Raw genomic sequence first — 26,208 nt, 5'->3', positions numbered from 1 at the left:
GCGGGCTCTTCGCCCGTCGCTCGGCACGTCCCTGGAGAAACCGGGTGGGTCCGCAGTCCTGCCGCAACGGCAGGTGAGTCGGCCGTCGCCCGACCTCCGCCGAATGTACTCCGCTGCCGGAAGTGGGCCGACGACGCCGGGATTCCGGCGCCACCGCATCCGCTGCCGGACGGGCTTCCGAACCGAGGCGTCATGCCCCTTCCGCCGCTCACCCTCTACCGTCACGACCGAAAGAATCGGGCACTGATCACGCTGGTCGGTGAGATCGACCTGGAGACGGCGCCCCTGCTGGGCGCGTCACTGGAAGGGTGCCTGCGCGACGGCATCCGAACCATCGACGTCGATCTCACGCTCGTGACCTTCTGCGACTGCAGCGGCCTCAACGCGTTCCTCCACGCCGCACAGCGCGTCACCGCGGCCGGGGGAACGCTCCGCCTGCACCATCCACCGCGGACGCTGGTTCTCATGGTCGACATCGTCGGCTGCGGTTTCCTGCTCGTGGGCCCGCCGTTCGGGCGTCGGTCGCCTCGTTCCAGGAACGCCCTGACCATGAGGCCTCCGGTCTCTCCACATCGTGCCGCTCCGCCCGTACCTGTCCTCTCGGGCGGTGTGGTGTGATTCCTCGGCCGCGTCAGGGACCGTCACGGCCGGCGGGTGTCGCGTACGAATCCCGGACCCGGTGGTCCGGGTGAGGTCCCGCAGCAGGTCGGCCCGGATCCAGACGCTGGTCGCCGAGCAGGCGGCCCGGCGGGGTGCCCGGGTCGGCGTGGTGGACGTGTGCACCGCGGCTGTTGCCGCGCTCCCGGTCGGCGGGGCCGGACTCTCCGCGATGTCCGGATCCGCGGCAAGCCATCCGTTGTGCAGCACCGATGATGTCAGCGAGCAGTTGGAGGAACTCCAGCTCACCTTGGGCGAGGGGCCGTGCGTGGATGCCTTCGCACAGGGCTCGGCCGTACTGACGCCCGATCTGCTCACCGCTGAAGTGCAGAACCGCTGGGCCGTGTTCGCCGACGCGGCCGCGAAGGCCGGGGCACGCGCGGTCTTCGCCTTCCCTCTGCAGATGGGGGCGATCAGCCCCGGAGTTCTGGACCTCTACTCCCAAGACCCGGGCCGGTTGAACGCGGAGGAACTGGCGGACGCGCTGGCCTTCGCCGACACCGCCACACTGGTCCTGCTCGACTCCCGGATCGACGGGGAAGCGGGCCTGGCGGACGAATGGTCGGCGAACGGTCGCTTCGAGGACCTGGGCGCGTACCGGGCGGAGATCGACCAGGCCACGGGCATGCTCACGGCCCAGCTCGGAGTCAGTGCCGAAGACGCCTTCGTCCGGCTGCGTGCCTACGCCTACGCCAGAGGACGCCGTCTCTCCGCGGTGGCCGCCGACGTGGTCGCCCATCGGCTCACCTTCCCCGCGGGCGCGGGCACGGATCGGGCCGACGATGAGGCCTGACGCCTTTGCCGGACCGAGGAACCGGACCAAGAGGCCGAACCCGGGTATCACGGCCAAGGCCAGACCGAAAACCGGCAACCGACAACCGATCCAAGAAACCTGACAAGAAGTGAGTTGCGCTTCCCGCCCCTGCATGCGGGCCGGATGAGAGTCGACGGAGGGTGTGCACGATGAACCAGCAACTCCTGGCCAAGACCTTCGTCGAGCTGGCGGACAACCTGGTCGCCGACTTCGACCTGATCGATTTCCTGCGCCTGCTGACCGACCGCTGTGTGGGCATGCTCGGAGCGAGTGCCGCAGGCGTGCTGCTCGCGGACCGCGACGGCGAACTCCGCGTCATGGCCGCCTCCGACGAGCAGGTGCGCCTGCTGGAGCTCTTCCAGTTGCAGAACGACGAGGGGCCCTGCCTGGACTGCTTCCGCACCGGCGCCCCGGTGATCGTCACCGATCTGAACGAGGAGGCAGACCGCTGGCCACGCTTCGTCGCGGCGGCCCACCGCAGCGGGTTCGGGTCGGTACAGGCCCTGCCGATGCGGCTACGTGACGAGGTCGTCGGAGCGCTGAACCTCTTTCGCACCGACCCCGGCCCCTTCGACCCGGACGCCATGCCACTCGCCCAGGCCCTGGCCGACGTCGCCACCATCAGTCTGCTGCAACAGCGCACCGCGCACCGCAGCACCGTCCTCAACGAGCAACTGCAGAACGCGCTGAACAGCCGCATCCTGATCGAACAGGCCAAGGGAAAGCTCGCCGAGCGCCAGGGCGTCGACATGGAGCAGGCCTTCACCACACTGCGGAGTTACGCCCGTGCTCACAACCGGCGCCTGTCCGACCTGGCCCGCGCGTTCATCGACGACTCCGAGCCCCTCCCCGGCCTGAGGTCCTGACCACGGCCAAGGCCACGGCCACGGCCTCAGCGATTCCCGGGCTGTGGTTCACAGACTCCGGTTCACGGGCCGGACGGCCGCCGTCGCTGGTGTGCGGCGGCGGCCGTGGTCGCGAGGACGCGAGGCCCCCCAGCCATCGTGTTCTCGCGCGTTGCCCTCCGAGGCGGCGGGGTTGCGGGAGCACCCCGAGTGGAATACGCCAGGAGGACGGAAGCTGGAGCCGCGTGCTCCGGCGATGCGGCTCCGGCCGGCCTCGATCGCGACTCGGGGGCTGGGAGCCTGGAGGGGGACCTGTCGGTTCCGTCGATACCCGACACGAAGTCCCGCCTGCACTGTTGGGAGCCTAGAGCAGGTGCAGGTCGAGCGGAACGGGGCGTGACGTACGCGTTCTCGCCTCGCGGCGGGTTCCGCACCTGCCAGTCACGGCCGCCAGAGGGTGTCCACACCGGCGGACACCGCCTCGGTCACCCACGGCGCCCGCGCTCTCGTCGGTCCTCGCGGTTCCACCGCGCCCGGTGCTGACGGCTGTAGCGGCGATCCCAGCGGTCCTGACGCTCCCGGCGGTCCCGGTAGTCCTGGTACTCGGCGAAGTCCGAGCCGCCACCACGGCGCCGGCGTCCGCCACCGCGGCCGTAACGGGTGGCTCCGAAGACCAACACAGCCGCGGCGACCCACCAGATGGGGTTCAGGAAGCCGAAGCCGAACAGGACCACGATCAGGACGAGAAGAAGAACGAACACAACGGGCCTCCCCGGGAGCGGAACACAGCATCGGTACCGGGGACTGGGGCCTCTCCCCACAGCGTAGTCCTGCCTGAAGACTGCCGATAGCGCACGACACATCGTCTATTGCCTGATGTCGATGGCCACTTGGCGCCGGTCTCGGAAATGCCGAAAGGGCCGGCTTGCGATGTGCCGCCCCGACCCCCTTCGCCCCAGCAGTCCCGGGCCGGTTCCGGGAACTCCCCAGTGCCGACATCGTGTTGACACCGGAGGGCACCGGGCGTTGACTGACAGCACGCGGCGTGAGGTCATGCCACTCCGGATCATTCGGGCGACGCATTTTCCCCTCCCCGCTCCGCCCTGCCCCCGCGGAACCACGAAGTCTTCCCGCGATCCGGAGGTTCGGCGGTGCCACGGATTCCTCTCCCTGCGCTGATCCGTTCCGACCGCGGCCGCGGGTAGTCCGCTTTCAACGACGAGGCCGACCATGAGTGTTGGACGAACCGTCAAGAACAGGACGCAGGAAATCAGGGGCCGGATCACCGAAGCGTTGGGCCGGGCCACCCACAACAGAGAACTGGAACGGCGGGGCAAGGTCGAAAGGGTCTCCGGCAATCTGAGGCAGGCGGGCGAGAAGGCGAGAAAGGCCTTCAGGCGGTGACCGTGAAGGCCTCGAGGTGGCGCCTCCGTCGCAGGCACACCGTCTTGTCGCCATCGACCTTGTCGCCATCGACGCGGAATTCTCCAGGAGGAATCGCGGAATGCAGCCGTGTTCATTGTCCTGATCACCGCCTTGATCATCCTCGTGACCGAACGGCGCAGGAATGAGAGCACGCATGGCCGCGTGTCGGCAACATCGCGAGGACGAGAGCGGTGATCGCCGTGACCGCCACCGCCGCGTTCCAGGCCGAGACCGCCACGAGGCCGACCGGGAAGATGCTCGAACCGCGCGGACCGCAGTACCGTTGGTTTTGGGTTGGTTCACTCTCACGTGCAACCGCCCGGAAGGGCGGCTCCGGCGTGTTTGCGCCGGAGCCGTTGACACATGCCTCGTGAGCGGGCCGCGCCTGGAAGGCGAACGCCGACTCGCGCGCCGCTGACCGACCGCGCCCTGTCCGGCCTGGGTCCTGTCCGACCCGGGCCGGTTCAAGCCCGCGCCAGGACACCCGGCTGTCGGACCCCTGCCAGGAGTAACCTGGGATTACCGAGGGTACTTCGTACACCGGCTTCGACGCCTGTGCCGTCCCCGGCGATTCACGACACCGGGCCGGTCATGGCCGGCCCGGGGCGAGGTCTCGGTCATGACCGCAACCACGTTGGACAAGCCGGCGGTCGAAGACCGTACGGCCACTTCCTCACCACCGCCTCCGCGGCTGCTGCTGGCGCCGCCCGGCACGGCCCCCGCCCTGATCGACGGCGCATGGTGGCCACGCTCGCGCGACCTGACGGCCGAACTTCCCGCGCTCACCACCGTTTTGGACCCGCTGTGGGGGCGGATCACCCACGTCACCGTGAACCCCACGTTCTGGCCGGTCATCCCCCGCAGGGTTCCCGTCCAGGGCCATGTGGTGAAGGTCGGCTGGTTCAAGGCCGAGCAGGACCCGCACAGTCTCCTGCTGCTCTCCTTCACCGCCGGGCGCTGGGACCTGCTGGTGATCCCACCCGAAACCGACGCCGTCACGGCCGCCCGGTTGATGATCACCGCCACCGATCCCGCGCGCAGCCTCACCGCGAGCGACCTGGTCAAGGAGGCCGGACGCTTCCGCGTCACCGCCGAGGCCGAGGCCGAGGCCGCATGGGATTCGGCCCGGGTGACGGTCTGGGATTCCGAAGGCGGACACGACGTCCGCCGCACCTCCCAGGGCGGCCCCACGGAGGCCGCCATCGGTCGCGTGCCGGTTCCGGCGACAGGAAGGTGACAGGCACGCAGTCGTCCCGACCGCCCCGGGCCGGACGTGGCTGAGCCGCCGGCGAGAAGTCGAGGTGGTGGTGCGGCACGCTGCGTGACGCGCGACCTTCAAAACCGGTGCCTCGGCAGGGCCCGTCCGACGTGTGGGAGTACCGTGGAGGCATCGAGAGTACTTCGCACACCGGCCACCATGCCTGTGTCGTTCTCGGCGAGTTACGACACCGGGCCGCCATCCCAGGCGGCCGGGAGACAGGTGCCCGCGATGTCCGCGACCACCGACCGAACCCCGCTGCGCATCGCGCCCTTCAGGGCTCCGACCGCTCGTCTCGCACTGAAAACCGTCAGCGCGTCCCGAGGCTCCCTCGACGGTGCCTGGTGGCCCCGCTCCCGGGACCTGACTGACGAGCTCTCCACTCTGGCCGACGTACTGGACCCCCTGTCCGGACGGATCACCCGGATCGCCGTCAACCCGACGTACTGGCCGGCCATCCCGGACAGCGTGCCTGTCAACGGTCACCTGGTGAAGGTCCGTTGGTTCACGACGGAGCTGGACCCCCACAGGATCCTGCTGCTTTCCCACACCACGGGCAGCTGGAACCTGCTGGTGGTACCACCGGAGACCGGCGCCCCGGCAGCCGACCGCCTGATGACCGCCGCTAGCGACAGCTCCGGCCCTCCGACGACCGCGAGCGCACTCATCGCGGCAGAAAACGCCCTCCACGGTGATTCCATGGCCGACCAGGACCAGGATTCCGAGGAAACCTGGGAGGACGGGGATGACGCCTCCTCCTACTGGACAGCCGACGCCCGGCCCAGCCTCCTGATCACGGCGAAGTGATGGTCTCTCCGCCCAACCCACCGTGGTCGACACCCGGCACGGCACCGAGGACTGCCGGGACGGCGTGAGGGGCACCGGCGCTCATGTTGCCGGCCCACCGCCGCGGTGACGTCGCCACGCGCCTGGGTGAGTGGCTGCCGGCCCGCCTCGACACCGATCCCGTGTGGCGTGGGCGGCCGGAGTCGGGGCTCGTCAGCGGACGCCGGCCGCCGCGGCCGCCATCAACGGCTCGGCGTCCGACGCGGCCACCTCCGGGGGCACGACCAGCAGGTCCCTTCGGCCCTGGGTCTGGCTGAGCAGGCTGATGGTGTGTCGGCCGTGCGACCCGGCCGACCTGCGCAGCAGCACGACGTGGTTGGCGACGAGCATGCGTCCGGGCGACATCGGCCACATCGCCGTGTTGACACTCACGGCGGTGATCTGTCCCCACATGCGGGGCAACGCGCCGATCAGAAGCGGGAGTTCGCCGAGGAGATCGCGCGAGCGGGGCCACCATGCCCCGTCGATGCGCCGTGGCAGGGCACTGTGCGGCGCCAGCCGCACGCGGGCGAGAGGCAGAGCGGGCAGGGGTTCGAGAACGGTGGCCATAAAAGCTCCTGTCTGGACGCGCGGGCCCTCAGGCGATGGCCCCGTTCTCGTTGCCGCTCTGCTCGTCGTGGACGACGCGTCGGCGAAATGCGCGGGCGGTTCGACGCTCCGCCTCAAAGGGGGCGTCGGCGGTTCGGTCCGTGTGTCCGCCCGCACGGCGCGGCTGGACCGGCCGCGTGGGTTCGACCGCCGTACAGCCGAGCGGAGGGCGAAGGGCTTCGACCGTCATGGGGCGGAACCTGCCCCGGGCGATGAGCACCCGGTGTTGTCCTGCGCCGGGGACGAGACCGGCGCGGTCACCGGCGTACGACGTGCCCTCGGTTCCCCCACCGTACAGCGCCCGCCGGAGAACGGGACTCCGCAGACCGCACGTCTTGCGGAACCGCTGCCCAGGGGTGTGCCGAAGGCTCCGTTCCTGGTCGGTTGTTCGTCGGCTCCCTCGATCCCGAGACTCGCGGTCCCCCCTGGTTAGGGGTAGACGTACGTGTTCAGCGTGTTCACCGCGGCTGCGGGGTCTCCCAGGTCGTAGCGGTCCACGGCGAGGAAGTTGGGCTTCTTGCGGGCGGCCGGCTGGCAGAAGCGGCGGGCCCGGTCGGTGAGTTTGGTGTTGTCCGTGCCGGCGGTCCCGGAGAGGGTGACGTCGCGGAAGTGGTCCATCACGAAGAGGGGGCGGAAGCCCGCCTCGGTGCGGGTGAGCGGGACGTTCGTGCCCGCGTCGTACCAGCGGCTGTAGCAGGACCAGTCGGAGGAGCCGAGGCCCGAGCCCATGGACCAGTAGTTCTCGACGGTCCATTCGCGCTGGTACATGACGCCGAAGCTGTCCCGGGTGAGTCCGGCGGACTCGTCGGAGGAACGGCTGTGGTCGGTGAAGATCAGCAGGCGTCGGCCGGCGGCGGTCAGGTCGGCGAGCTTCGGCCAGCCGTTCTGACGCACGCCGGTCAGGTCGGGGCGGTAGAGCACGTCGGACAGCCCGTTCACGCGGGCGAGTTCGGAGCGCAGGACGCCCGGGTCGACGTAGTCCTCCAGGAACACGGTGACGAACTGGTCGGGGTGCTGCTTGAGGAAGTCGACCATGCGCTGGAGGTCGACCCAGAGCGCGACCGGCCTGCTGACAAGGGTGCAGCTGTTGTGACAGAGGATCGCGCCGTCGGGGGTCTGGTGCAGGTCGAGCATGAACCCGCGTACGCCGTCGGCGAGTTGCCGGTTGATGCCGCGGGTCTGGTTGGGCACCAGATTGACGAAGGGCGGGGCGAATCCGCCGTCGACGCCGTTGGCGTAGGCGTTGTGGGCGGTGAGGAACGTGACCTGGTCCAGGGTGCGTTGGTCCTGGGGTGGCATGGGCCGGGTCTCGGGCGCGGCCGGGGTGAGGTACCAGGAGGCGAGGCCGCCCGACGAGCCGATCGCCAGTTGGGCGGGGTAGTTGGAGCCGGAGGGCTTGGCTCCGACCGTAAGGTAGCGGTCCGTTCCGGGGGTCTTGAGCGTGAACTGGTCGGCGCCGCTCGGCGTCACCTCCCAGGCTGCGTCCGCGCTCGTACACGCCACGGTCCGGGCCTGGTCGCCCGACCGGCCCAGACAACTCCCGGCGGTGTCGGCGCTTTCGAGGACGGCCGAGGAGCCGTTCGGGCGCAGGGTCCACTGCTGGTGGTCCTCGTTGCCCTTGGGGTTGTGCTGGACGACCGCGCCTGCGCTGTCGGCGGCGTTCAGTCCCGTGGTCGCGCTCTGGAGGTAATAGGTGCCCGCGGCCGGGACTTCGGCGGCGCCGGCGGGCCCGGGGGCGGCGAGGACGGTGCTCAGTACGGCGGTGGCGGCGAGCAGGGAGCGGCGGCTCGGTCTCATGGCACGTGATCCCTTCCTGTGGGGAGCATGAGCATGCCATGTGACGACGAATGTCAGAGGTACAGATCGCGTCAACAGTCGGTCTTTCGGGGCGCCTTGGATCCCCGCGCGCAGCCCCGCCCCGAGCACCGGCGTGGCGTTCGGGGCGGGGGCAGGACCCGGGGCTCACGTCCAGCGCGGTTCGGGCGCGCCGCCGTTCACTCTCGGGCGACGTCAGGCGGTGCCGTAAGGAGTGCCGGGGTGGGCGATCCCCGTGGCGAACGCGGCGATGTCGGCGACCACGCGTTCGGGCTGTTCCCAGTGCACGACATGGCCGGTGTTCTCGTACACGAGGAAGTCGGCGCCGTGGACGGCGTCCAGGATGGTCTGCTGGTCCTCGCGAGGCAGGAACTCGTCCTGGTCGCCCCAGATGACGAGGGTGGGCACCAGGATGCCCCCGAGTGTCGCGCCGAGATCGGTGTCGAGGAGACCGCGCACGGTCTCCGTCCAGACGTACACGGGGAGTTTGAGGCTCTCCTCGACCATGGTCTCGATGAACCCTCGCGCGATCGGGCGGGCCGCCGTGCCGGCCATGAAGTCCTCGACGAACTCTCGCGGCACGGGATCGGCGAGGCCCTCCAGTGTCTTCCGCATCCGGGCGGCCGCCGGCTTGTCCGCGAGGGTGCCGGGGACGCCGAGCAGAACGAGACCCGCGATGCGGTCGGGATGGCTCCCGGCGACGATCCGCGCCGGTACGCCGCCGCTGGACGCCCCGACCAGGATGGCGCGGGGGATGTCGGCCGCGTCGAGAAAGGCCACGAGGTCGGCGGCGAAGTCGTCGGGAGTGTAGCCCTCCGGAGGCCGCTCGGCATCGCCGTGCCCGCGCTGCGTGGGCGCGTAACCGTGCAGAGACGCCGGAAGGCGCCTCAGGAGGGGCTCGAAGGACCACCAGGAGTCGGCCAGACCGTGTACGAAGACGACCGGTGTGCCACTGGGGTAACCGGCTTCGGCGTACGGGAGGGTGAGCCCATCCCGCAGCTGCGCTGACTTCAGGGAGATCACGGTCACGGCACCCTGCCTCCTTCCGCCCGGCCACCGGGTCCGGGAACCCGGGAGCGGAGAGCGAGCGGCGATCACTTCCGACAGTACCGAGGGGCGGCGCGCGCCGCGCTGCGGGGAAGCCCGGCCGGGCCGCCCGGATGAAACGGAATGCGCGGCCGGGCCCTGCTCCAGGTGGGTGAGGGCTGCCGTACACAGATGCCAGGGGATGGCGTTAGTGTGTCCGTCGTACCGGACACGGGGTGCCCCGTCCGAGGGCTGAGATCACACCCGTCGAACCTGAACCAGTTCGTACTGGCGGAGGGATGTCTTCCATGCCATTGGCGCATGTTTCCAGCGGGGTGCCCGCCGACAGCCGGCCCGCCGTCTTCGACGGACGGATGCCCGCCGCACCCGGCGACCTGCGGGTGGAGGGGCACGGCATCGAGCCGGTCCCCGAGAACAACCGGTACGGCGGGGCCGGGCGCCTGTTCACCGTGTGGTTCGCCCCGAACCTGACGATGACGGGCGTGTTCACCGGCACCATCGGTATCGCGCTCGGCCTGGACTTCGGCACCGCGCTCGCGGCGGTCGTCCTCGGTACTGTGCTCGGCGCGCTGCCCACCGCCTACCTCAGCACCTGGGGCGGACTCACCGGCACCGGCCAACTACCCCTCGCACGGCTCGCGTTCGGCCGGGCGGTGGTGCTGCCCGGGATGCTCCAGTGGCTGTCCTCGGTCGCCTGGGACGCACTGATCGGCCTGTTCGGCGGGGATGCGCTGGCACGGCTGTGCGGCTGGCCGTTCTGGCTCGGCGTGCTCGTCATGATGGCGGCGCAGGGGGCACTCGGTGTCCTCGGCTACGAAGCGATCCACCGCCTCCAGATCGTCATGACGTTCGTGCTCGCCGTCGCCTTCGCGGTGATCGCCTGGCGGATGCTGGACGGCGTCCACCCCGCCGCGACCGGGGCCGCGACCGGCGCCGACCGCGCGGGCGCGTTCGTGCTCACCAGCACCATCGCGCTCAGCCTGTCGCTGTCCTGGGCGCCGTACGCCAGTGACTTCAGCCGCTATCTGCCGCGTGCCACCTCCCGCCCGCGGATGTTCTGGTGCACCCTGCTCGGCCTCGTCGTGTCCTTCGTCGCCGTTCAGGTCCTCGGGCTGTGGGGCGCGTCCGTGCTGACCGACCAGACCGCGGCGGGCGTGGACGAGTTGCTGGGCGGCGGGACGGCGGGCGCGTTCGGGCTGCTGGCCGTGGCACTGGCGGCGGTGTGCAGCAACGCGATGAACGACTACAGCGGTTCGCTGGCCCTGCAGACCCTGGGCGTGCGGATACCGCGTCCACTGGCCGCCGCCCTGGCCGCCGGGCTCGGCTTCCCGCTGGTCCTGTGGATGCACGCCGCCGACACGACGGCCCGCTTCCAGAACGTGCTGTTGTTCGTGGGATATTGGATCCCCGGGTTCGTCGCGATCGTCGTCGTCGACTGGATCGCCCGCGGGCGGGAGCGCGGCGGCGCGCCCCTCGACCTCGCCGTCGAGACCGCCCGCCCGCGCTCCGGTCGGCCGTCGCTACTGGCCTTCGTCGCCGCGTTCGGTGCGGCCGTGCCGTTCATGGACACCGGCCTGTACGTCGGTCCGGTGGCCGACGCGCTGCACGGCGCCGACCTCTCCTACTACGTGGCGTTCCTCGTCGCCCTCGCCCTCTACGCCCCCTCGCGGCTGCGCCGCCGCTCCTAGCACCTGCCGGCCCGGTCGAGCACGTCGGAGACGCGGGTGCGGGACGCGGACCTGGCGCGCTGCGGGGCCGTCCGTCCCTTCGCGATTCCAGAGGCCTCGCGCCCGAACTCGTACCCGGACCCGGACCCGGACCCGGACCCGCACCTGAGAGGAACCTTCGTATGACCACGCCACCCCGCGTCCTGACGATCGCCGGATCCGACTCCGGCGGTGGCGCCGGAATCCAGGCCGACCTGAAGACGATGCTGGCGCTGGGCGCGCATGGGATGAGCGTGCTCACCGCGGTGACCGCGCAGAACTCCGTGGGTGTGCAGGGCGCTTGGGAACTGTCCGAGGAAGCGGTACGCGCCCAGTACCGCAGCGTGGTCGACGACATCGGCGTCCAGGCCGTGAAGACGGGGATGCTCTCGTCGCCCGGCCTGGTCACGACGGTCGCCGAGTTGCTGTCCGACGTGGCCGCCCCGGTCGTCGTGGACCCGGTGAGCGTCTCCAAGCACGGGGACCGGCTGCTGGCCGACGACGCGCTGGACGCCGTACGGACCCGGTTGCTGCCTCGGGCGACGGTGGCCACCCCGAATCTCGACGAGGTCGCCCAGCTCACCGGGGTGAGGGTGAAGGACGAGGAGGGCATGCGCCGGGCCGCCGACCGACTGCTCGCGTTCGGCCCCCGTTGGGTGCTGGTCAAGGGGGGCCATCTGCCGGGACAGGCCGTCGATCTCCTCACCGACGGAACGGCGGAGCACTGGCTGCGCGCGCCGCGCCACGACAACCGGCACACGCACGGCACCGGGTGCACGCTCGCCTCGGCCGTCGCGGTGGGCCTGGCCGAGGGCCTTTCGGTGCCGGAGGCCGTACGGCGGGCGAAGGAGTACGTGACCGCCGCGATCGAGGCCGGTTTCGCGCTCGGCGCCGGCATCGGGCCGGTGGACCACGGCTGGCGACTGCGCCGGAACGGCTGACCCTCTGGTCGTCGGCCGGGGTTCCGAAGTTCCGGCGTTCTGGGGTTCTGGGGTTCCGGCGTCCGGGAGCATCGACGCCGCCCGGCCCGAACTCCCGGAATGGCCACGCCTGCCCGGGGCCCGGGGTTCCGGAGCGCGCGCCTCCGCACGTCGCCCGGAGACTCTGCCCGCGATCCGGCGCACCACGTGCCTCGGAAGGTGAACACCTCGGCCCCTGTCGTGCGTACTGATCGGCACAGCGACGTTCGTCTGCTCGCCCGTCAGGTACGCGGGGAGGCAGATCCGGATCCAAGGAGCACACCATGAAGGCGACCGCGCAGATCGGCGTCACAGGGCTCGCGGTGATGGGCCGCAACCTGGCCCGCAACTTCGCCCGGAACGGCTACACCGTCGCCGTCCACAACCGCACCCCCGCACGCACCAAGGCCCTGGTCGAGGAGTTCGGGCATGAGGGCGCCTTCGTGGCGGCCGAGTCGGCCGAGGAGTTCGTGGCGGCGCTGGAGCGTCCCCGCCGCCTGATGATCATGGTGCAGGCGGGTGCGGCCACAGACGCCGTCATCGAGGAGTTCGCCCCGCTGCTCGAGAACGGGGACATGATCATCGACGGCGGCAACGCCCACTTCACCGACACCCGGCGTCGTGAACAGTCGCTGCGCGAACGCGGCATCCACTTCGTCGGCGCGGGTGTGTCCGGCGGCGAGGAGGGCGCCCTCAACGGGCCGAGCATCATGCCCGGCGGCTCCCCGGAGTCGTACGCCTCGCTCGGCCCGATGTTCGAGTCGATCAGCGCCAAGGTGGACGGCGAGCCCTGCGCGACGCACATCGGCACGGACGGCGCCGGACACTTCGTCAAGATGGTGCACAACGGCATCGAGTACGCCGACATGCAGCTGATCGGCGAGGCCTACGACCTCCTCCGCCGCGTCGGCGGCTACACGCCGGCGCAGATCGCGGAGATCTTCCGGCGCTGGAACAAGGGCCGCCTCGACTCGTACCTGATCGAGATCACCGCCGAGGTCCTCGCGCACAAGGACGCCGCCACCGGGGAGCCGTTCGTGGACGTCGTGGTGGACGCCGCCGGGCAGAAGGGCACCGGCCGCTGGACCGTGCAGACCGCTCTCGACCTCGGCTCCCCGGTCACCGCCATCGCGCAGGCGACGTTCGCCCGCGCCGCCTCCAGCCAGGCCGGACTGCGCGACGCCTACCGCGGTCTGCCCGGCGGCACCCACTGGGACCTGTCGGGAACCGAGGCCGAGCGGTTCACCAGCCAGGTCGAACACGCCCTGTACGCATCGAAGTTGATCGCCTACGACCAGGGCTGGAAGATGATCCTGGACGCCGCCGCCGAGTACGGCTGGGACATCGACCTCGGCGAGGTGGCGAAGATCTGGCGCGGCGGCTGCATCATCCGCGCGGCGTTCCTCGACCGGATCCGCGCCGCTTACGCCGTCGATCCGGGCTTGGTCAGCCTGCTCTCCGACGCGGGGTTCGCCACCGAGATCAAGGACGCCCAGGTCCCGTGGCGCGAGGTCATCTCCACGGCCACCCGCCGAGGGGTCCCGGTGCCCGCGTTCTCCGCCGCCCTGTCGTACTACGACACCCTGCGCGCCGACCGGCTGCCCGCCGCCCTCACCCAGGGCCAGCGTGACTTCTTCGGCGCCCACACCTACCGGCGCACCGACCGCGAGGGCAGCTTCCACACGCTGTGGGGCGAGGCCGTACGCGAGGAGACCGAGGTCCTGTGACCCCCGTCCGGCGATGAGCCGGTGCGGGACAGGCCGGGCGTCCGCGGCGACGGATGCCCGGCCCGTTGACGGCCTCACCGAGTGCCAGACAGAGGCCCGGTTCGTCGGTACCGCGAAGCTCATGGGAGGTCCACCCCGTACAGCGTGCGGCCGCCGACGAGTTCCCGGCCGGTGACCAGTTCGGGCGCGATCCGAATGAAGACGTCGTGGGGCGAGGCCACCCAGGAAAGGGGTCCTGTCCGGCTCAACTGATCGTGTTCCGCGGAATCGTTCACCACCAGGGCGCGGCCCGTCACGACGACGCTCCAGCCGGAGTGCGCGGCCGCGTCCACCACGTCGGCCTCGAACGCCACCACCACACCGTCGATGGAGCGGGCCAGTTCCGAGTCGGCCGACGTCCGCAGCACGACGGCGGACTCCGCGTCGAGACAGAAATTGACCGGCAGGACCGCGGGCAGGGCGTCCCGCGTGTGGACGACCCTGCCGATGGGCACCCCGCCGAGCCGGTCCAGGCATTCCTGCCTGCCGAGTTCACGAAAACCGTCGTTGGGATTCATCACCGGAACCAACTCTCACCCGACGGAGCGACACATCAACAAAGCAGTACAGCGACATGTGCCGCAATACAGCGACATGAGGTTCAGGCTGCGGCGAAAGGTGAATCGGGGCCAGGGTCCATTGGTCCCCGGCGAACGGAGAGTGGCCGCTTCCCGGAGACGCCGCGGGCGTCAACCCGTACGGCGTCCGGATCACCACACGGCGATCCGGCGCCCGGTGATCCTGTCCTGGTCGATGCGTACCCACAGATCGGACATGACGCTTCGTGTCTGTTCGGACACGACCCAGGGGGTCTCGTGTCCGGACGATCAGGGCGTCGGCGGGTTCCTGGGCACCGGGGTCCGGCACGTCCTCCTGCGAGGGACCGTCCCGGACCGGGGATCACGCGTGCCTTTCTGACGGCCTTCTCAGCTCGTGACATGACCTGGCATTTCCAGCCTGACCGGGTCAGATGCGTCCCGCATGGGCCGGTCGGTCCCCACCGCGGGACCGGGCGGCCCCTGCCACCGCTCGCGCGTACCGCGATCCCCTTGCACTGTTGGGGTGTAACGAGGAGGTGCGGTGCCATGCGCGGAGCACAGGGTGCGAGGCAGTGGTGCTGGCGCTGGCGGAGGAATCCGCTGCGTCGCCGTGACGACGTCTTCGAGGCGTGGATCGTGCTGATCGTCTGGACGGTGATGGTGCTGGGAGGCACCCTCGCCGGCCTGGTGACGGCCCATGCCGCCGACACGTCCTTCAGCCGGCTGCGCCAGGACCGGCACGCCATCCCGGCCGTCCTGGTCGAGAGTTCGGGTTCGGCGGTACCCGCCGGAGAGGGCGCGGTCTACGACCACGTCCGCGCGACGGTCCGGTGGACCGCTCCGGACGGTTCCCCCCGTACCGGGCGGGCCCTGGTGGAGTCGGGGCACAAGGCCGGAGCGCACGTGGTGATCTGGATGGACGTGAACGGCCGCCTCACCGCGGCGCCGCCGAGCCCGGGCGCGGCGGCCACGGAGTCGAGCCTGCTGGGCATCGGCGCCGCTGTGGCACTCGGCGGGCTGGTCTTCGCCGCCGGCGGCTTCGCGCGGTGGCGGCTCGACCAGCGGCGCTACGACCGGTGGGGACGCGAATGGGAGCGACTCGGACCGCAGTGGGGGCACAAGACGCCGTGACTCGGCGCGCTGAGGCGCGCGGAAGGAGGAGATCACCATGGTCACTCCGATGAGACCACCGGACCGCCCTGTGAGGGTGAGCGCATATCTCGACACGCCGCTGTCGCGCTGGCTGTGGCTGGTGAAATGGATCCTCGCCATTCCGCACTACGTGGTGCTGTTCTTCCTCTGGATCGCCTTCACCGTGGTGAGCGTGATCGCCTTCTTCGCCATCCTCTTCACCGAGCGCTACCCCCGCGGGCTCTTCGACTTCAACGTCGGCGTGCTGCGGTGGAGTTGGCGGGTCGCCTACTACTCGTACGGCGCGCTCGGCACCGACCGGTATCCACCGTTCAGCCTCGGTGAGGAACCGGACTACCCGACGCGGCTCGACATCGCCTACCCGGAACGGCTCTCCCGTGGCCTGGTGCTGGTGAAGTGGTGGCTGCTGGCCATTCCGCAGTACATCGTCGTCGGCTTCTTCCTCGGCGGCTCCCACCTCGGCTGGTGGGAAGGCGGCCTCATCGGCGTGCTGACCATCTTCGTCGGCTTCGCCCTGGCCTTCACCGGCAAGTACCCGAGGGACCTGTACGCCCTGATCATGGGCCTCAACCGGTGGGTGCTGCGCGTGGCCGCCTACGCCGCCCTGATGACAGACGTCTATCCGCCGTTCCGCCTGGACATGGGTGGCTCGGAGGATAGCCCGGCGGAAACAGGGCCGCTGCAGGACAGGTGATCGGCGCCGGGGTGGCAGGCACCCCGGCGGGCTGCCGTGCTCGGTCGGATCCATCCGGGCTTCCTGGCCGCGAAGGGCCCCGGAATCCAGCGCCCCGGGGCCCTTCGTCGCTCGTCGGTGACCCGCGGTCGCGCGCCGTGAGCCACGCGGTCAGTCGCACGGTCAGTCGTGCTGTCAGTCGTGCGGTCAGTCGTGCGGGATGACCGCGACCGGTGCGGCGGAGTGGTGCAGTACCGCTTGGGTCACCGGTCCGATGTGGCTGCCGACCGGGTTCTGCCGGTTGCGGCGACCGACCACGACCAGCGCCGCGTTCCGCGACGCGTCCACCAGATGGGGGCCCGCGCCACCGATCACGGCTTGCTCGCGCACCTCGACGCCGGGGAACTTCTCGCGCCAGGGGTTCAGGACCTCGGTCAGCCGCTGCTGCGCCTCGGCGATCAGCTCCGCGTTGACCGCCGCGTCGGTGGCTCCGCTGTATCCGTAGTAGGGCGGCAGGCTCCAGCCGTGGACGACGCTCAGCTCCGAGCCTTTGCGGGCCGCCGCCCGGAAGGCGAATCCGAGCACGGAGGCGTCCGGATGCTCCAGGTCGAGACCGAGGACGACATCCTGCCTCCCGGACGCTTCCGCGGGCCGCGTTCCGGCTCGTACGAGAACGATCGGCCGCCTGCTCCGGGCCACCACGGCCTGCGCGACGGAACCCGTCAGGAAGCCGGCGACTCCGCTCAGGCCCTTGGACCCGAGCACCAGCAGTTCGGCGTCCTCGGCGGCGGCCAGCAGGGCGGTGACGGGCTGCTCGGCGACGCGCTCGGCGGTGACGGAAAGTCCGGGGTGATCCGCGACGAGCTTGGCCGCGGTCTCGCGCGGCAGGCGTTCGGCCCAGGCGCGCTGCGGGTCCTCCGACGGCGGTGGGACCGAGACGCCGGCCAGCGGGCCGTACACGTAGGGATGCCACAACCAGGCGTGCACGAGACGCAGATGCGCGTCCGTGAGCTGGGCTTCACGAGCTGCCCACTCGGCCGCTGCGAGACTCTCGGGCGAACCGTCCAGACCGACGACGATGGTGCGGGACATGTGCGGACCTCCTTCAGGGATACGTGATCAGTCTTGTGGTCGCACGGGCTCGGGAGGAGGGGCCGCTGGTCCTCGACAGGGGCCAACCGGCCTATGGGGTACGGGACTTTGGCCCCACAGCCGGGACGCTGCCTTGCGGCCGACCTGTCTCTGGGGCAACGCCTCCGACCGACTGTCCCCGGGGTAGCGGCCGGTCCTGGGCACAGGAACGCCGCCGTGCGGTGCGCCTCACCTGCGGGCGCTCCACACCTGCGGGGACGTGCCACGCGGCGAAGCGCCCCCGCACGCTCGCGAGGGCGCCCCGATCCGTGCCGTGCGGTCACCGCAGCCAGGGGTTGCGGCTCACGATCGGGAGTCGCTCCCAGAGTCGGCCCAGGCCCCAGGTGGCGCCGGCGCCCGCGGCGGCGAGAGCGATCAGGACGACCGCGTAGATCACGTGGTAGTCGGCGAAGGGGTTGGGCGACATGCTCGGCGAGCCGTCGGACAGATGCCGGGCCGGCGGCCATTCGGCGAGCCACATGAACGCCATCATCACCGTGCCGGCGACCGCGGCGAGCCGCAGGGCGACCCCGGCGACGAGGGCGATGCCGACGCCGAGCAGACCGGCCATGAACAGCCAGTCCACCCAGCCGGCACCCGCCCAGGAGTGGAACGTCGACTCCATCGGCCCGGCGGCGACCCCGCCGAGGAAACCCTTGGTGGGTGAGCCGCCGTCGATCCAGCCCTTCCCGGAGGGCGTGGCGTAGCCGAACCCGAATGTCTTGTCGAGGAATGCCCACAGGAAGACGAACCCCGTCAGCAGACGCAGACCGGCGAAGGCGTACGAGCGGACCGCCGTGGCCGACGCGGTCGCGGCCTCACCCGGCGTCCGTGTCGAACGGGTCCTGCGCAGCGACGGGAAGTGGAACCCGGTGTGCCGGTGGGGCTGCTCGTGGACTGCCATGATGCTGATCCCTCCCAGAGGTGTTCGACGTGGTCTTTCGTGGCTTCCGTTGCGCCTTCAATGTCTCGCGGCGGCAAGGGAGTTCGGAGGGGCCGCGAGTCCCTGCCGGGAGGGCCGAACGTCCCTCTCCGAGGGCCGGGCGGAGGCATGGGCGCATCGCCAACTGAGCTTTCCCACAGGGGAATTGGCGACTCGGCGCCGAGATGTTCGTGCCGCTGGGGTGCAAGGCGCCAACGGCTGCGCCGTTAACCGCCACCGACTCGTCGAGAACGCGGCTACTCCGGGGCGTCGGGGACGATCACGACCGGGCAGTGCGCGTGGCGGAGCAGAGCACGGGCGACAGGGCCCGGCCTGTGGCCGCGGTGCTGGACGCCGACCACGACGACGGCGGCCCCGCGAGTCGCCTCCAGGAGCGCGCGCACGGGACGGGAGGGCGGCAACGAACCCGGCCATGCGGGCGACTCGCCGCCCGGGCGGGACAGCGGCCGCTCGGCGCGCAGCGAACGGCAGGCGCCGTCGTCCGGCACCAGGGCCTGGCGACGGGCCTTCGCGTACCGGGAGGCCTCGGCACGCAGCACGCACAGGCGGGCTCCGCGACGCTCCGCCTCCGCGAAGGCGAACGCGGCCGCTTCCACGTCCCGCTCCCCCTCCGTCCAGAGCAACACCGCACCGCCCGGGGCTCCTTGCGCCCCCCTGACGACGAGCAACGGACCACGTGTGCGCGCGGCCAGTCGCCGGCTCACCGAGCCGGCCACCAGTCCGCCGAGTACGCCGGACCCGCGCCCGCCGACGACGGTGAGCTCGGCGCTCCGGCCGTGGTGCGCCAGTGCCCGGACCGGGCTTCCCGCGACGGCCAGGGCCGTGACGGCCAGACCGGGATGGCGCCCGCGGGCCCGTAAGACGGCGGTGGCGAGCACGGGTCCGGCGACGTCCACGTCGGGCACCGCGTACACGATGGTCAGGGCGGCGCCGCGCAGCGTCGCTTCCTCGGCGGCCCGGTCCAGCGCTCGCACGGCGATGACCGAGCCGTCGACACCGACCGTCACCTGACGGATCATCATGCCTGTTCCTCCCCTTGGCCGTTGCTGTACTGGTGGAGGCCGGCCCTAGGTCGCGGCGGACGCGCCGTCCCTGCCGTCGGCGAGCGAGGCCCGGCCCGCTTCGAGGCGGGCGACCGGGACGCGGAACGGCGAGCAGGAGACGTAGTCGAGGCCGATGTCGTGGAAGAAGTGGATGGAGTCGGGGTCGCCGCCGTGTTCGCCGCAGACGCCGATCTTCAGACCGGGGTGGGCGGCGCGGCCCTCCTCGACGGCCGTACGCACCAGACGTCCCACGCCCTCCCGGTCGAGGGTCTCGAACGGCGAGGCGGCGAAGACGCCCTGGGTCAGATAGGCCGGGAAGAAGGATGCTTCGACGTCGTCGCGGGACAGGCCCCAGGTCGTCTGGGTCAGGTCGTTGGTGCCGAAGGAGAAGAAGTCGGCGGCCTCGGCGATCCGGCCGGCGGTCAGCGCGGCCCGGGGCAGTTCGATCATCGTGCCGATGGGGCAGTCGACGGTGAGCCCGGAGTCCCGCGAGACCTCGGCGAGGATGCGCTCCGCCGCTGCGCGGACGATCCGCAGTTCCTCGACCGTGCCGACCAGAGGGACCATGATCTCCGCCCGGGGGTCTCCCCCGGCCCGCACGCGTTCGACCACCGCTTCGGCGATCGCCCGTACCTGCATCTCGACCAGTCCGGGGACGACGAGTGCGAGGCGGACCCCACGCAGTCCGAGCATGGGGTTGGACTCGTGCATGCGCTCGACCGCGGCGAGCAGACGGCGGTCGTGCTCGGTGGGCCGGGTGGCGACGCGGACGGCGAGCTCGGTGCGGTCCGGCAGGAACTCGTGAAGCGGCGGGTCGATGAGCCGGATCGTCACCGGGAGCCCGTCCATGGCGGCGAGGATTCCGGTGAAGTCGCCCCGTTGCAGGGGCAGGAGCGCGTCCAGGGCGGCGCGCCGTCCGGACTCGTCGTCGGCGAGGATCATCGTCTCGACCAGGCTCCGGCGCTCGCCGAGGAACATGTGCTCGGTGCGGCACAACCCGATGCCCTCTGCTCCGTAGCGGCGGGCGCGGGCGGCGTCCTCGGGGGTGTCGGCGTTGGCCCGCACGCCCAAGTGCCGTACGGAGTCGGCGTGCTGGAGGGTGCGGGCGACCGCGTCGGTCAGTGCGCCGTCGCCTTCTCCGGTGTCGAGGAAGTGCCCGACCGGGGAGTCGGTCAGCGGCAGGGCGCCGGGATGGACGGTGCCCGCCGTGCCGTCCACGGAGATCAGCGTGCCCTCGGTGAGCACGGTCCCGTCGGGTGCGGTGAGGGTACGGGCCTCGACGTCCACCGTCAGTTCCTCGGCGCCGCACACACAGACCTTGCCCATACCGCGGGCGACGACGGCCGCGTGACTGGTCTTTCCGCCCCGGCTGGTCAGCACGGCCTCGGCGGCGACCATCCCGGGCAGGTCGTCGGGCGTCGTCTCACGCCGCACGAGAACGACGTGCTCCCCCGCGTCCGCGCGCCGTACGGCCTCCGCCGAGTCGAAGACGATCGCGCCGACCGCGGCACCGGGCGAGGCGGGGACACCGTGCGCCAGCGGCGTCGCCTCGGCGTGCGCCGCGAACCGGGGAAACATCAACCGGGCCAGCTGCGTCCCGTCGACCCGGGCGAGCGCTTCGTCCTCGCCGATCAGTTTCTCGTCGACGAGCGCCTCCGCGATCCGGAACGCGGCCTCGGCGGTGCGCTTGCCGACCCGGGTCTGCAGCATCCAGAGCGTACCGCGCTCGACGGTGAACTCGATGTCGCACAGGTCGCGGTAGTGGTGCTCCAAGGTCTGCATGTTCTGCAGGAGTTGACGGTACGAGGCGGGGTCGAGGTGCTCCAGTTCGGCGAGCTGGACGGCGTTGCGGATGCCGGCGACGACGTCCTCGCCCTGGGCGTCGGGAAGGTAGTCACCGTAGACGCCCCGGGCGCCGGTGGCCGGGTCGCGGGTGAAGGCGACGCCCGTGCCGGAGTCCGGGCCGAGGTTGCCGAAGACCATGACCTGGATGTTGACGGCGGTTCCGAGGTCGTCGGGGATGTGTTCGCGGCGGCGGTAGAGGCAGGCGCGCTCGCCGTTCCAGGAGTCGAAGACGGCACGGATCGCCCGCTGGAGCTGTTCGGCCGGGTCCTGCGGGAACTCCTCGCCGGTCGCGTCGCGGATGACGTGCTTGAAGTGCTCGACGAGTACGGCGGGGTCGTCCCCGGCGGCGTGCCGGTCGAAGCGTTCCGGTGCGATGCCGAGGACGGTGCGGCCGTACATCTGGAGGAGCCTGCGATAGGAGTCCCACGCGAAGTGCTCGCGGCCGGTGGCCTTGGCGAGGCCGAGGACGGACTCGTCCCCGAGGCCGATGTCGAGGATGGTCTCCATCATCCCGGGCATCGAGAACTTGCTGCCCGAACGGACCGAGAGCAGCAGCGGGTTGTCCCGGCCGCCCAGCTCGCGCCCGGTACGTCGCTCCAACTCCACCAGCGCGTGGGCGACTTGTGCGCCCAGCTCGCCCGGCTCCTCGCCGGTGGCCAGGTACGCGCGGCAGGCTGTGGTGGTGACGGTGAAGCCGGGCGGGACGGGAAGTCCCAGCCGGGTCATCTCCGCGAGGTTGGCTCCCTTGCCGCCGAGCAGGTCCGCCATGTCACGGGAGCCCTCGGCGAATTCGTACACGTAGCGGGTCATGTCCTTCACCTTCCGGGTGTGTTCAGGCGTGCGGGACGACGGCCACGGAGCAGTCGGCGTGGTGCAGTACCGCGTGGGCGACCGGTCCGAGGTAGGTGCCGAAGCGGGTGTCCCGCTCCCTGCGGCCCACGACGGTCAGGGCGGCGCCCGCGGAGGCGCGGATGAGCTCGCCGGCCGGGCGGCCGTCCACCACGGTCTCGGCGACGGAAACCTCGGGGAACTTCTCGCACCAGGGACGCAGGGTGGCGACGACGGCGTGTTCGTGCTCGGCCAGCAGCTGCGGGCCGCTCACCTGGACGAGCCGGTCGGCGGCGCCGAAGGGGTGCGGGGCGCTGAAGGCGTGCAACACGCGCAACACAGCGCCACGGCGCCGGGCGGCGTCGAAGGCGAACTCGATCAGCTCGTCGCACGGCTGGTCGGTGTCGAGGCCGAGGACCACGTCGCGGTACGGGATCCGTGGTATCTCGTCCGGGGAGATGCCGTCCGGCGCCGCGAAGTGCTCGTCACAGGTGCTCCCGCCGGCGCGCACCAAGACCACCGGGACCGGTGACCTGGAGGCGATCCGCTGGGAGATCGAGCCCAGCAGGAATCCCGTGACTCCGCTCAGCCCGCGGGACCCGAGGACCAGCAGGCCGGCCTCGTCGGCCGCGGCGAGCAGAGCGGTGGGCGGCGTGTCCACGACGGACCGGTCGAGGACCCGCAGTCCGGGGTGCGCCGCACGCAGACCCTCCGAGACCCCTGTGATCAGCTCCTCGGCCCAGGCCCGTTGGGACATGTCGGCCGGCACGGCCGGGGCCGGCCGCGGATGCCACTCCCACGCGTGGACCAGAAGGAGCGTCGTGCCCCGGCGCAGGGCCTCACGGGCCGCCCAGTACGCGGCGGCCAGACTCTCCGGGGACCCGTCGATCCCCGCGGCGACCGGTCGAAGCATGATCCGCACCTCCAGCGTCGTGCGCTCGGCGGAGAGTCCACGGGCCGGGCGGCGGTCACCGCTGCCCGTGGAATCCCTTCTCCCGTCGAGCCTGGTACGGGGCGGAGCCCGCGCGCAGGGGCCGGGCAGTCCCCACGGCTGGGCCTTTCGGCCCAGGCCTGCGCCATGTGTCCCGCGGTCGGGGCCGGGTGGCCCATGGCGGCGGGCGGGGCTCGGGAAGAGATTGGGGGTGGAAGGGTCGCGCTCCAGGAAGAGGCAGATCATGAACACTTCCACCACGTCCACCATGCTACGGGCGCTGCCCGCCGAGCACCGGGAACAGCTGCTGCGGGTGGCCCGCGAGGTGTCGTTCCCCGAGGGCACCCGGCTGTTCGAGGAGGGCCGCCACGCGGACCGGTTCTGGATCATCCGGACCGGCACGGTGGCCCTCGACCTGCGGGTGCCGGGCCGCCGCTCGGCCGTCATCGAGATCCTCGGACACAACGAACTCGTCGGCTGGTCCTGGCTGTTCGCCCCGCACACCTGGCATCTGGGCGCCGAGGCGACCAGCCCGGTGCGCGCCTACGAATTCGACGCCGAGGTCGTCCGGGCGATCTGCCGGGAGGACCCCGTGCTGGGGATGGCCGTGACCCAGTGGGCGGGCGAGATCGTCGCCCACCGGCTGCAATCGGCCCGGACCCGGCTGCTCGACCTGTACGCCCCCTACGGCAGCGGCGACGCGCGCTGACCCGGCCGTCGCGCTGCCCCACCCCGGTCGACGAGAGTGGTGGACGTCGGCCTCGACCGCACCGGCCCGGAGCACCGCCAGGAGCGGTCGAGAGGGCCGCTAGGCTCGGATAGGGCCGGTCGGCCCTAGTGCCGCCCGGCCCGGAAGAGTGATGATCGTCGTCAGCGGGCTCACGGTCCGTAGTCCCTCACCGACAAGGGGTCGTCATGGCCGAGGCGCGTACGTTCTCCGAGCAGAACCCGATCCGGGTGTTCCTGCTGGACGACCACGAGGTGGTACGCCGGGGTCTGACGGACCTCCTGGACGCCGAGCCGGACATCTCGGTGATCGGCGACGCGGACAGTGTCGCGCACGCCCTGGTGCGCGGCCCCGCGCTGCGCCCGGACGTGGCCGTCCTCGACGTACGCCTGCCGGACGGCGACGGCATCAGCGTCTGCCGGGAACTGCGCAGCCAGATGCCGGAACTGTCCTGCCTGATGCTGACGTCGTTCGACGACGAGGAAGCCCTGCTCGACGCGATCATGGCCGGAGCGGCCGGCTACGTGCTGAAGCAGATCAAGGGGTCCGACCTGGTCTCGGCGGTCCGTACCGTCGCGTCCGGCCAGTCGATGCTGGACCCCACGACGACCGCCCGGCTGATGCGCAAGCTGCGCACGGACCCGGCCGAGGGACCGGCCCTGTCGCCCGAGCTCGCCAGTCTCTCGCCGCGCGAGCGGGACATCCTCGCGCTGATCGGCGAGGGGCTCACCAACCGCGAGATCGGCAAGAAGCTCTACCTGTCCGAGAAGACGGTGAAGAACCACATCTCCCGGCTGCTGGCCAAACTCGGCGTCCAGCGCCGCGTGCAGGCCGCGGTACTGGCCAACCACCTCGAACACCCCGAAGGGGCCGACCACCACCGCTCCACGCGCTGAGGGTCATCCAGGAAGTTCGCGTTCTCCACCCAACCGCCGGGAACGCCCCGAGAGAGCTGTTCCCGAGACGGTTCAGCCGTGATCGCCATCAGGGGATAGCGCCTCGGTGTGAGGTGCGGGCACACGACGCTGGTGGTCGGTGGAAATCTGCACCTGTCAGGGGCCGTTCATCCGCAGTGCGTGCGGGATTTGAACCCACGGTGGCATCGTTGCCACGACGCAGATCTTGCTCGACTCGCCCATGAAGAGTGCACCGACCGTGCCGGTGTGGGCAGACCCTAGGTCATCGGCCATGTCGGCGGTAGCTTGCCACCATCATCGCCGGGTCGATCTCTGATGGACCTCGACCCACATACCGGCTGTGCGCTGTTCATCAGTCCCAGGAAGGAAGATCCACCATTCCTACCAAGTCACTGCATATTCCCACCGCGGACGGCCAGGCCGACGCTTTAGCCGCCTTCCCCGACGGCGGTGAGCGACACCCGGGGGTGCTCTTGTACATGGACGCCTTCGGCGTGCGGCCCGTGTTGAGGGAGATGGCCCGCGAACTGGCCGAGCACGGGTATTACGTACTCGTCCCCAACCTCTTCTACCGGCACGGCCCGGCACCGGTGATCGATCTCCCCGAGCACATCGGACAGGAGATCCGGCCCGCGGTCTTCGCCCAGTTGATGCCCTTGATCGAGACGCACACCGTCGAACGTGCCCTGAGCGACGCCGACGCCTACCTCAGGTTCCTCACCACGCAGCCCGAGGTCAGCCCAAGGCCGGTCGCCGTGATCGGCTACTGCATGGGCGCCGACGTGGCGATGCGCACCGCGGCGGACCACCCCGGCCAGGTGGCCGCCCTCGCCGGATTCCACCCCAGCCCCTTGGTCACCGACGCGCCCGGCAGCCCGCACCGCCTCGTGTCCAAAATGACCGCCCAGGTCCACCTCGGCCTCGCCGAGAACGACATGCCGCCCAAGGCCGTCAGCGAGCTCAACCAGGCCCTGGATGCCGCAGGCGTCGACTACACCTGCGAGATCTACCCCGGCACCGTCCACGGCTTCACCATGTCCGACACGGACGCCTTCAACCCCTCCGCCCTGCAGCGCCATTGGGACCGCCTCCTCCCCCTCCTCGAAAGCGCCCTGGCCGACCGCTGAGGCGCCGACTCGACGCGCACCCCAACCTCCCTCCGGCCGCTTGGGGTCCGTCCGGCCCCTGTGCACGGCGGGCGGTTCGGGTGGACGGTGAAGGCGTTGCTTCCGGTAGGTACGAGGAGGGTGAACCGCCATGGCACATCCGATCGTTGGCGGTCACGACGAGCACGACAAGCACGACGAGCACGACCGGCACGACGGGCTCCGGCCGGTGGTGCTCGGCATCGACGCCCGTCGTCCGTGCGACGTCGTGACCGGCTTCGCCTTCGAGACCGCGCTGCGGTACGGCGCGTTGCTGCACGCCGTCCACGCCTGGCGCCTTCCCGCTCCCGACGGAGCGTCGCTGCCGGTCGCGCCGCCCGAGGAGGACCGGGGAGCCTGGGAGGACCAGGAGGTCCAGTTGCTGGCGGACGTCCTGCGGGCGTGGCGGGCGAAGTACCCGCGAGTACGCGTATACGAGGACGTCCGCCTCCAGAGCCCGGCGACCGCTCTCCTCCAGGCCTCGGACACGGCCGGCCTCCTGGTCGTCGGCCGCGGGGGCGCGGCACTCGGGCCCACGCTCCGGGCCGTACTCGCCCGCACCAGGTGCCCGGTGACGGTGGTCCCGCACTGACGTGGGCGGCCGCGGC

24 protein-coding genes and 1 riboswitch are annotated in these 26,208 nt (G+C 71.0%); of the genes, 14 read left to right on the top strand and 10 right to left on the bottom strand.

What is annotated here, in order from left to right; all coding sequences use genetic code 11:
- The first annotated feature begins 192 nt into the window (after positions 1-192).
- From ABZX90_RS28585 to ABZX90_RS28575, 3 genes are all read left to right on the top strand, one after another.
- Positions 193-618: an STAS domain-containing protein gene (locus ABZX90_RS28585; RefSeq protein WP_351123124.1), complete on the top strand. Its 426-nt coding sequence runs from the start codon at positions 193-195 to the stop codon at positions 616-618.
- Positions 619-688: 70 nt separating this feature from the next.
- Complete coding sequence (locus ABZX90_RS28580; RefSeq protein ID WP_351123122.1) at positions 689-1,450, top strand: ANTAR domain-containing protein; 762 nt, start codon at positions 689-691, stop codon at positions 1,448-1,450.
- 170 nt (positions 1,451-1,620) lie between these two features.
- Positions 1,621-2,337: a GAF and ANTAR domain-containing protein gene (locus tag ABZX90_RS28575; protein WP_351123119.1), complete on the top strand. Its 717-nt coding sequence runs from the start codon at positions 1,621-1,623 to the stop codon at positions 2,335-2,337.
- 464 nt (positions 2,338-2,801) lie between these two features.
- Here the strand turns inward: ABZX90_RS28575 and ABZX90_RS28570 are convergent, their stop codons facing one another.
- Positions 2,802-3,077, bottom strand: coding sequence for a hypothetical protein (locus tag ABZX90_RS28570; protein WP_351123116.1), 276 nt, complete (start codon positions 3,075-3,077; stop codon positions 2,802-2,804).
- A gap of 1,283 nt (positions 3,078-4,360) precedes the next feature.
- Here ABZX90_RS28570 and ABZX90_RS28565 point away from each other — a divergent pair.
- Positions 4,361-4,978, top strand: a complete 618-nt coding sequence (locus ABZX90_RS28565) for a DUF5994 family protein (protein ID WP_355209414.1) — start codon at positions 4,361-4,363, stop codon at positions 4,976-4,978.
- A 252-nt stretch (positions 4,979-5,230) separates the two neighbouring features.
- On the top strand, positions 5,231-5,806 hold the full coding sequence (locus ABZX90_RS28560; RefSeq protein WP_351123112.1) for a DUF5994 family protein: 576 nt from the start codon (positions 5,231-5,233) through the stop codon (positions 5,804-5,806).
- 192 nt (positions 5,807-5,998) lie between these two features.
- On the opposite strand, the gene ABZX90_RS28555 is transcribed toward ABZX90_RS28560, so the two are convergent.
- From ABZX90_RS28555 to ABZX90_RS28545, 3 genes are all read right to left on the bottom strand, one after another.
- The gene (locus tag ABZX90_RS28555; RefSeq protein ID WP_351123110.1) at positions 5,999-6,394 is read right to left on the bottom strand and encodes a DUF5994 family protein; all 396 of its coding nucleotides are present in this window, start codon (positions 6,392-6,394) and stop codon (positions 5,999-6,001) included.
- A gap of 468 nt (positions 6,395-6,862) precedes the next feature.
- Complete coding sequence (locus ABZX90_RS28550; protein ID WP_351123108.1) at positions 6,863-8,230, bottom strand: phospholipase; 1,368 nt, start codon at positions 8,228-8,230, stop codon at positions 6,863-6,865.
- A gap of 213 nt (positions 8,231-8,443) precedes the next feature.
- The gene (locus ABZX90_RS28545) at positions 8,444-9,277 is read right to left on the bottom strand and encodes an alpha/beta hydrolase (RefSeq protein ID WP_351123105.1); all 834 of its coding nucleotides are present in this window, start codon (positions 9,275-9,277) and stop codon (positions 8,444-8,446) included.
- A gap of 219 nt (positions 9,278-9,496) precedes the next feature.
- Positions 9,497-9,591: riboswitch (TPP riboswitch) on the top strand.
- On the opposite strand from ABZX90_RS28545, the gene ABZX90_RS28540 reads away from it, so the two are divergent.
- The 3 genes from ABZX90_RS28540 to gndA all read left to right on the top strand — a co-directional run bounded on the left by ABZX90_RS28540 (position 9,583) and on the right by gndA (position 13,687).
- A complete protein-coding gene (locus ABZX90_RS28540) occupies positions 9,583-10,983 on the top strand; it encodes a cytosine permease (RefSeq protein WP_351123102.1) in 1,401 nt (466 codons plus the stop codon). Its footprint overlaps the riboswitch before it by 9 nt.
- A 161-nt stretch (positions 10,984-11,144) precedes the next feature.
- Positions 11,145-11,942, top strand: a complete 798-nt coding sequence (gene thiD / locus ABZX90_RS28535; protein ID WP_351123100.1) for a bifunctional hydroxymethylpyrimidine kinase/phosphomethylpyrimidine kinase — start codon at positions 11,145-11,147, stop codon at positions 11,940-11,942.
- Positions 11,943-12,244: 302 nt separating this feature from the next.
- Positions 12,245-13,687 (top strand): NADP-dependent phosphogluconate dehydrogenase, encoded by a 1,443-nt coding sequence (gene gndA / locus ABZX90_RS28530; protein WP_351123097.1) that lies wholly within the window; start codon positions 12,245-12,247, stop codon positions 13,685-13,687.
- A 119-nt stretch (positions 13,688-13,806) separates the two neighbouring features.
- Here the strand turns inward: gndA and ABZX90_RS28525 are convergent, their stop codons facing one another.
- Positions 13,807-14,244 (bottom strand): pyridoxamine 5'-phosphate oxidase family protein, encoded by a 438-nt coding sequence (locus ABZX90_RS28525; RefSeq protein ID WP_351123094.1) that lies wholly within the window; start codon positions 14,242-14,244, stop codon positions 13,807-13,809.
- 567 nt (positions 14,245-14,811) lie between these two features.
- Between ABZX90_RS28525 and ABZX90_RS28520 the strand changes: the two genes are divergently transcribed.
- Both ABZX90_RS28520 and ABZX90_RS28515 read left to right on the top strand, forming a co-directional pair.
- A complete protein-coding gene (locus tag ABZX90_RS28520) occupies positions 14,812-15,396 on the top strand; it encodes a hypothetical protein (protein ID WP_351123091.1) in 585 nt (194 codons plus the stop codon).
- Positions 15,397-15,433: 37 nt separating this feature from the next.
- Positions 15,434-16,111, top strand: a complete 678-nt coding sequence (locus ABZX90_RS28515; protein ID WP_351123088.1) for a DUF4389 domain-containing protein — start codon at positions 15,434-15,436, stop codon at positions 16,109-16,111.
- 186 nt (positions 16,112-16,297) lie between these two features.
- Here the strand turns inward: ABZX90_RS28515 and ABZX90_RS28510 are convergent, their stop codons facing one another.
- From ABZX90_RS28510 to ABZX90_RS28490, 5 genes are all read right to left on the bottom strand, one after another.
- The gene (locus ABZX90_RS28510) at positions 16,298-17,182 is read right to left on the bottom strand and encodes a universal stress protein (RefSeq protein ID WP_351123086.1); all 885 of its coding nucleotides are present in this window, start codon (positions 17,180-17,182) and stop codon (positions 16,298-16,300) included.
- A gap of 319 nt (positions 17,183-17,501) precedes the next feature.
- Complete coding sequence (locus ABZX90_RS28505; RefSeq protein WP_351123083.1) at positions 17,502-18,125, bottom strand: hypothetical protein; 624 nt, start codon at positions 18,123-18,125, stop codon at positions 17,502-17,504.
- 275 nt (positions 18,126-18,400) lie between these two features.
- Positions 18,401-19,186 carry a universal stress protein gene (locus ABZX90_RS28500; RefSeq protein ID WP_351123080.1) on the bottom strand — a complete coding sequence of 262 codons (786 nt, stop codon included), beginning with the start codon at positions 19,184-19,186 and terminating at the stop codon, positions 18,401-18,403.
- Between the two features lie 45 nt (positions 19,187-19,231).
- Entirely contained in the window at positions 19,232-21,862 is a 2,631-nt protein-coding gene (gene ppdK / locus ABZX90_RS28495) for a pyruvate, phosphate dikinase (protein WP_351123077.1), read from the bottom strand.
- 22 nt (positions 21,863-21,884) lie between these two features.
- The gene (locus ABZX90_RS28490) at positions 21,885-22,793 is read right to left on the bottom strand and encodes a universal stress protein (RefSeq protein ID WP_351123074.1); all 909 of its coding nucleotides are present in this window, start codon (positions 22,791-22,793) and stop codon (positions 21,885-21,887) included.
- Between the two features lie 262 nt (positions 22,794-23,055).
- On the opposite strand from ABZX90_RS28490, the gene ABZX90_RS28485 reads away from it, so the two are divergent.
- The 4 genes from ABZX90_RS28485 to ABZX90_RS28470 all read left to right on the top strand — a co-directional run bounded on the left by ABZX90_RS28485 (position 23,056) and on the right by ABZX90_RS28470 (position 26,192).
- Positions 23,056-23,520: a cyclic nucleotide-binding domain-containing protein gene (locus ABZX90_RS28485; RefSeq protein ID WP_351123072.1), complete on the top strand. Its 465-nt coding sequence runs from the start codon at positions 23,056-23,058 to the stop codon at positions 23,518-23,520.
- A gap of 206 nt (positions 23,521-23,726) precedes the next feature.
- The gene (locus tag ABZX90_RS28480; RefSeq protein ID WP_351123069.1) at positions 23,727-24,434 is read left to right on the top strand and encodes a response regulator transcription factor; all 708 of its coding nucleotides are present in this window, start codon (positions 23,727-23,729) and stop codon (positions 24,432-24,434) included.
- A gap of 398 nt (positions 24,435-24,832) precedes the next feature.
- Positions 24,833-25,582, top strand: a complete 750-nt coding sequence (locus tag ABZX90_RS28475) for a dienelactone hydrolase family protein (RefSeq protein WP_355209561.1) — start codon at positions 24,833-24,835, stop codon at positions 25,580-25,582.
- Positions 25,583-25,712: 130 nt separating this feature from the next.
- On the top strand, positions 25,713-26,192 hold the full coding sequence (locus tag ABZX90_RS28470) for a universal stress protein (protein ID WP_351123067.1): 480 nt from the start codon (positions 25,713-25,715) through the stop codon (positions 26,190-26,192).
- The last annotated feature ends 16 nt before the right edge of the window (positions 26,193-26,208 follow it).

Origin of the sequence: Streptomyces sp. NPDC002935, from assembly GCF_040611295.1 — a bacterium.
GTDB lineage: Bacteria > Actinomycetota > Actinomycetes > Streptomycetales > Streptomycetaceae > Streptomyces.
This window is presented reverse-complemented; position numbering and strand designations above follow the sequence as displayed.

Excerpts from the sequence above, each read along its gene's own strand:
- ABZX90_RS28525 (WP_351123094.1), bottom strand. The coding sequence starts at position 14,244 with ATGAATCCCAACGACGGTTTTCGTGAACTCGGCAGGCAGGAATGCCTG.
- thiD (WP_351123100.1), top strand. The coding sequence starts at position 11,145 with ATGACCACGCCACCCCGCGTCCTGACGATCGCCGGATCCGACTCCGGC.
- ABZX90_RS28500 (WP_351123080.1), bottom strand. The coding sequence starts at position 19,186 with ATGATGATCCGTCAGGTGACGGTCGGTGTCGACGGCTCGGTCATCGCC.
- ABZX90_RS28510 (WP_351123086.1), bottom strand. The coding sequence starts at position 17,182 with ATGTCCCGCACCATCGTCGTCGGTCTGGACGGTTCGCCCGAGAGTCTC.
- gndA (WP_351123097.1), top strand. The coding sequence starts at position 12,245 with ATGAAGGCGACCGCGCAGATCGGCGTCACAGGGCTCGCGGTGATGGGC.
- ABZX90_RS28550 (WP_351123108.1), bottom strand. The coding sequence starts at position 8,230 with ATGAGACCGAGCCGCCGCTCCCTGCTCGCCGCCACCGCCGTACTGAGC.
- ABZX90_RS28515 (WP_351123088.1), top strand. The coding sequence starts at position 15,434 with ATGGTCACTCCGATGAGACCACCGGACCGCCCTGTGAGGGTGAGCGCA.
- ppdK (WP_351123077.1), bottom strand. The coding sequence starts at position 21,862 with ATGACCCGCTACGTGTACGAATTCGCCGAGGGCTCCCGTGACATGGCG.
- ABZX90_RS28505 (WP_351123083.1), bottom strand. The coding sequence starts at position 18,125 with ATGGCAGTCCACGAGCAGCCCCACCGGCACACCGGGTTCCACTTCCCG.
- ABZX90_RS28490 (WP_351123074.1), bottom strand. The coding sequence starts at position 22,793 with ATGCTTCGACCGGTCGCCGCGGGGATCGACGGGTCCCCGGAGAGTCTG.
- ABZX90_RS28540 (WP_351123102.1), top strand. The coding sequence starts at position 9,583 with ATGCCATTGGCGCATGTTTCCAGCGGGGTGCCCGCCGACAGCCGGCCC.
- ABZX90_RS28555 (WP_351123110.1), bottom strand. The coding sequence starts at position 6,394 with ATGGCCACCGTTCTCGAACCCCTGCCCGCTCTGCCTCTCGCCCGCGTG.
- ABZX90_RS28585 (WP_351123124.1), top strand. The coding sequence starts at position 193 with ATGCCCCTTCCGCCGCTCACCCTCTACCGTCACGACCGAAAGAATCGG.
- ABZX90_RS28565 (WP_355209414.1), top strand. The coding sequence starts at position 4,361 with ATGACCGCAACCACGTTGGACAAGCCGGCGGTCGAAGACCGTACGGCC.
- ABZX90_RS28575 (WP_351123119.1), top strand. The coding sequence starts at position 1,621 with ATGAACCAGCAACTCCTGGCCAAGACCTTCGTCGAGCTGGCGGACAAC.
- ABZX90_RS28480 (WP_351123069.1), top strand. The coding sequence starts at position 23,727 with ATGGCCGAGGCGCGTACGTTCTCCGAGCAGAACCCGATCCGGGTGTTC.
- ABZX90_RS28470 (WP_351123067.1), top strand. The coding sequence starts at position 25,713 with ATGGCACATCCGATCGTTGGCGGTCACGACGAGCACGACAAGCACGAC.
- ABZX90_RS28520 (WP_351123091.1), top strand. The coding sequence starts at position 14,812 with ATGCGCGGAGCACAGGGTGCGAGGCAGTGGTGCTGGCGCTGGCGGAGG.
- ABZX90_RS28485 (WP_351123072.1), top strand. The coding sequence starts at position 23,056 with ATGAACACTTCCACCACGTCCACCATGCTACGGGCGCTGCCCGCCGAG.
- ABZX90_RS28560 (WP_351123112.1), top strand. The coding sequence starts at position 5,231 with ATGTCCGCGACCACCGACCGAACCCCGCTGCGCATCGCGCCCTTCAGG.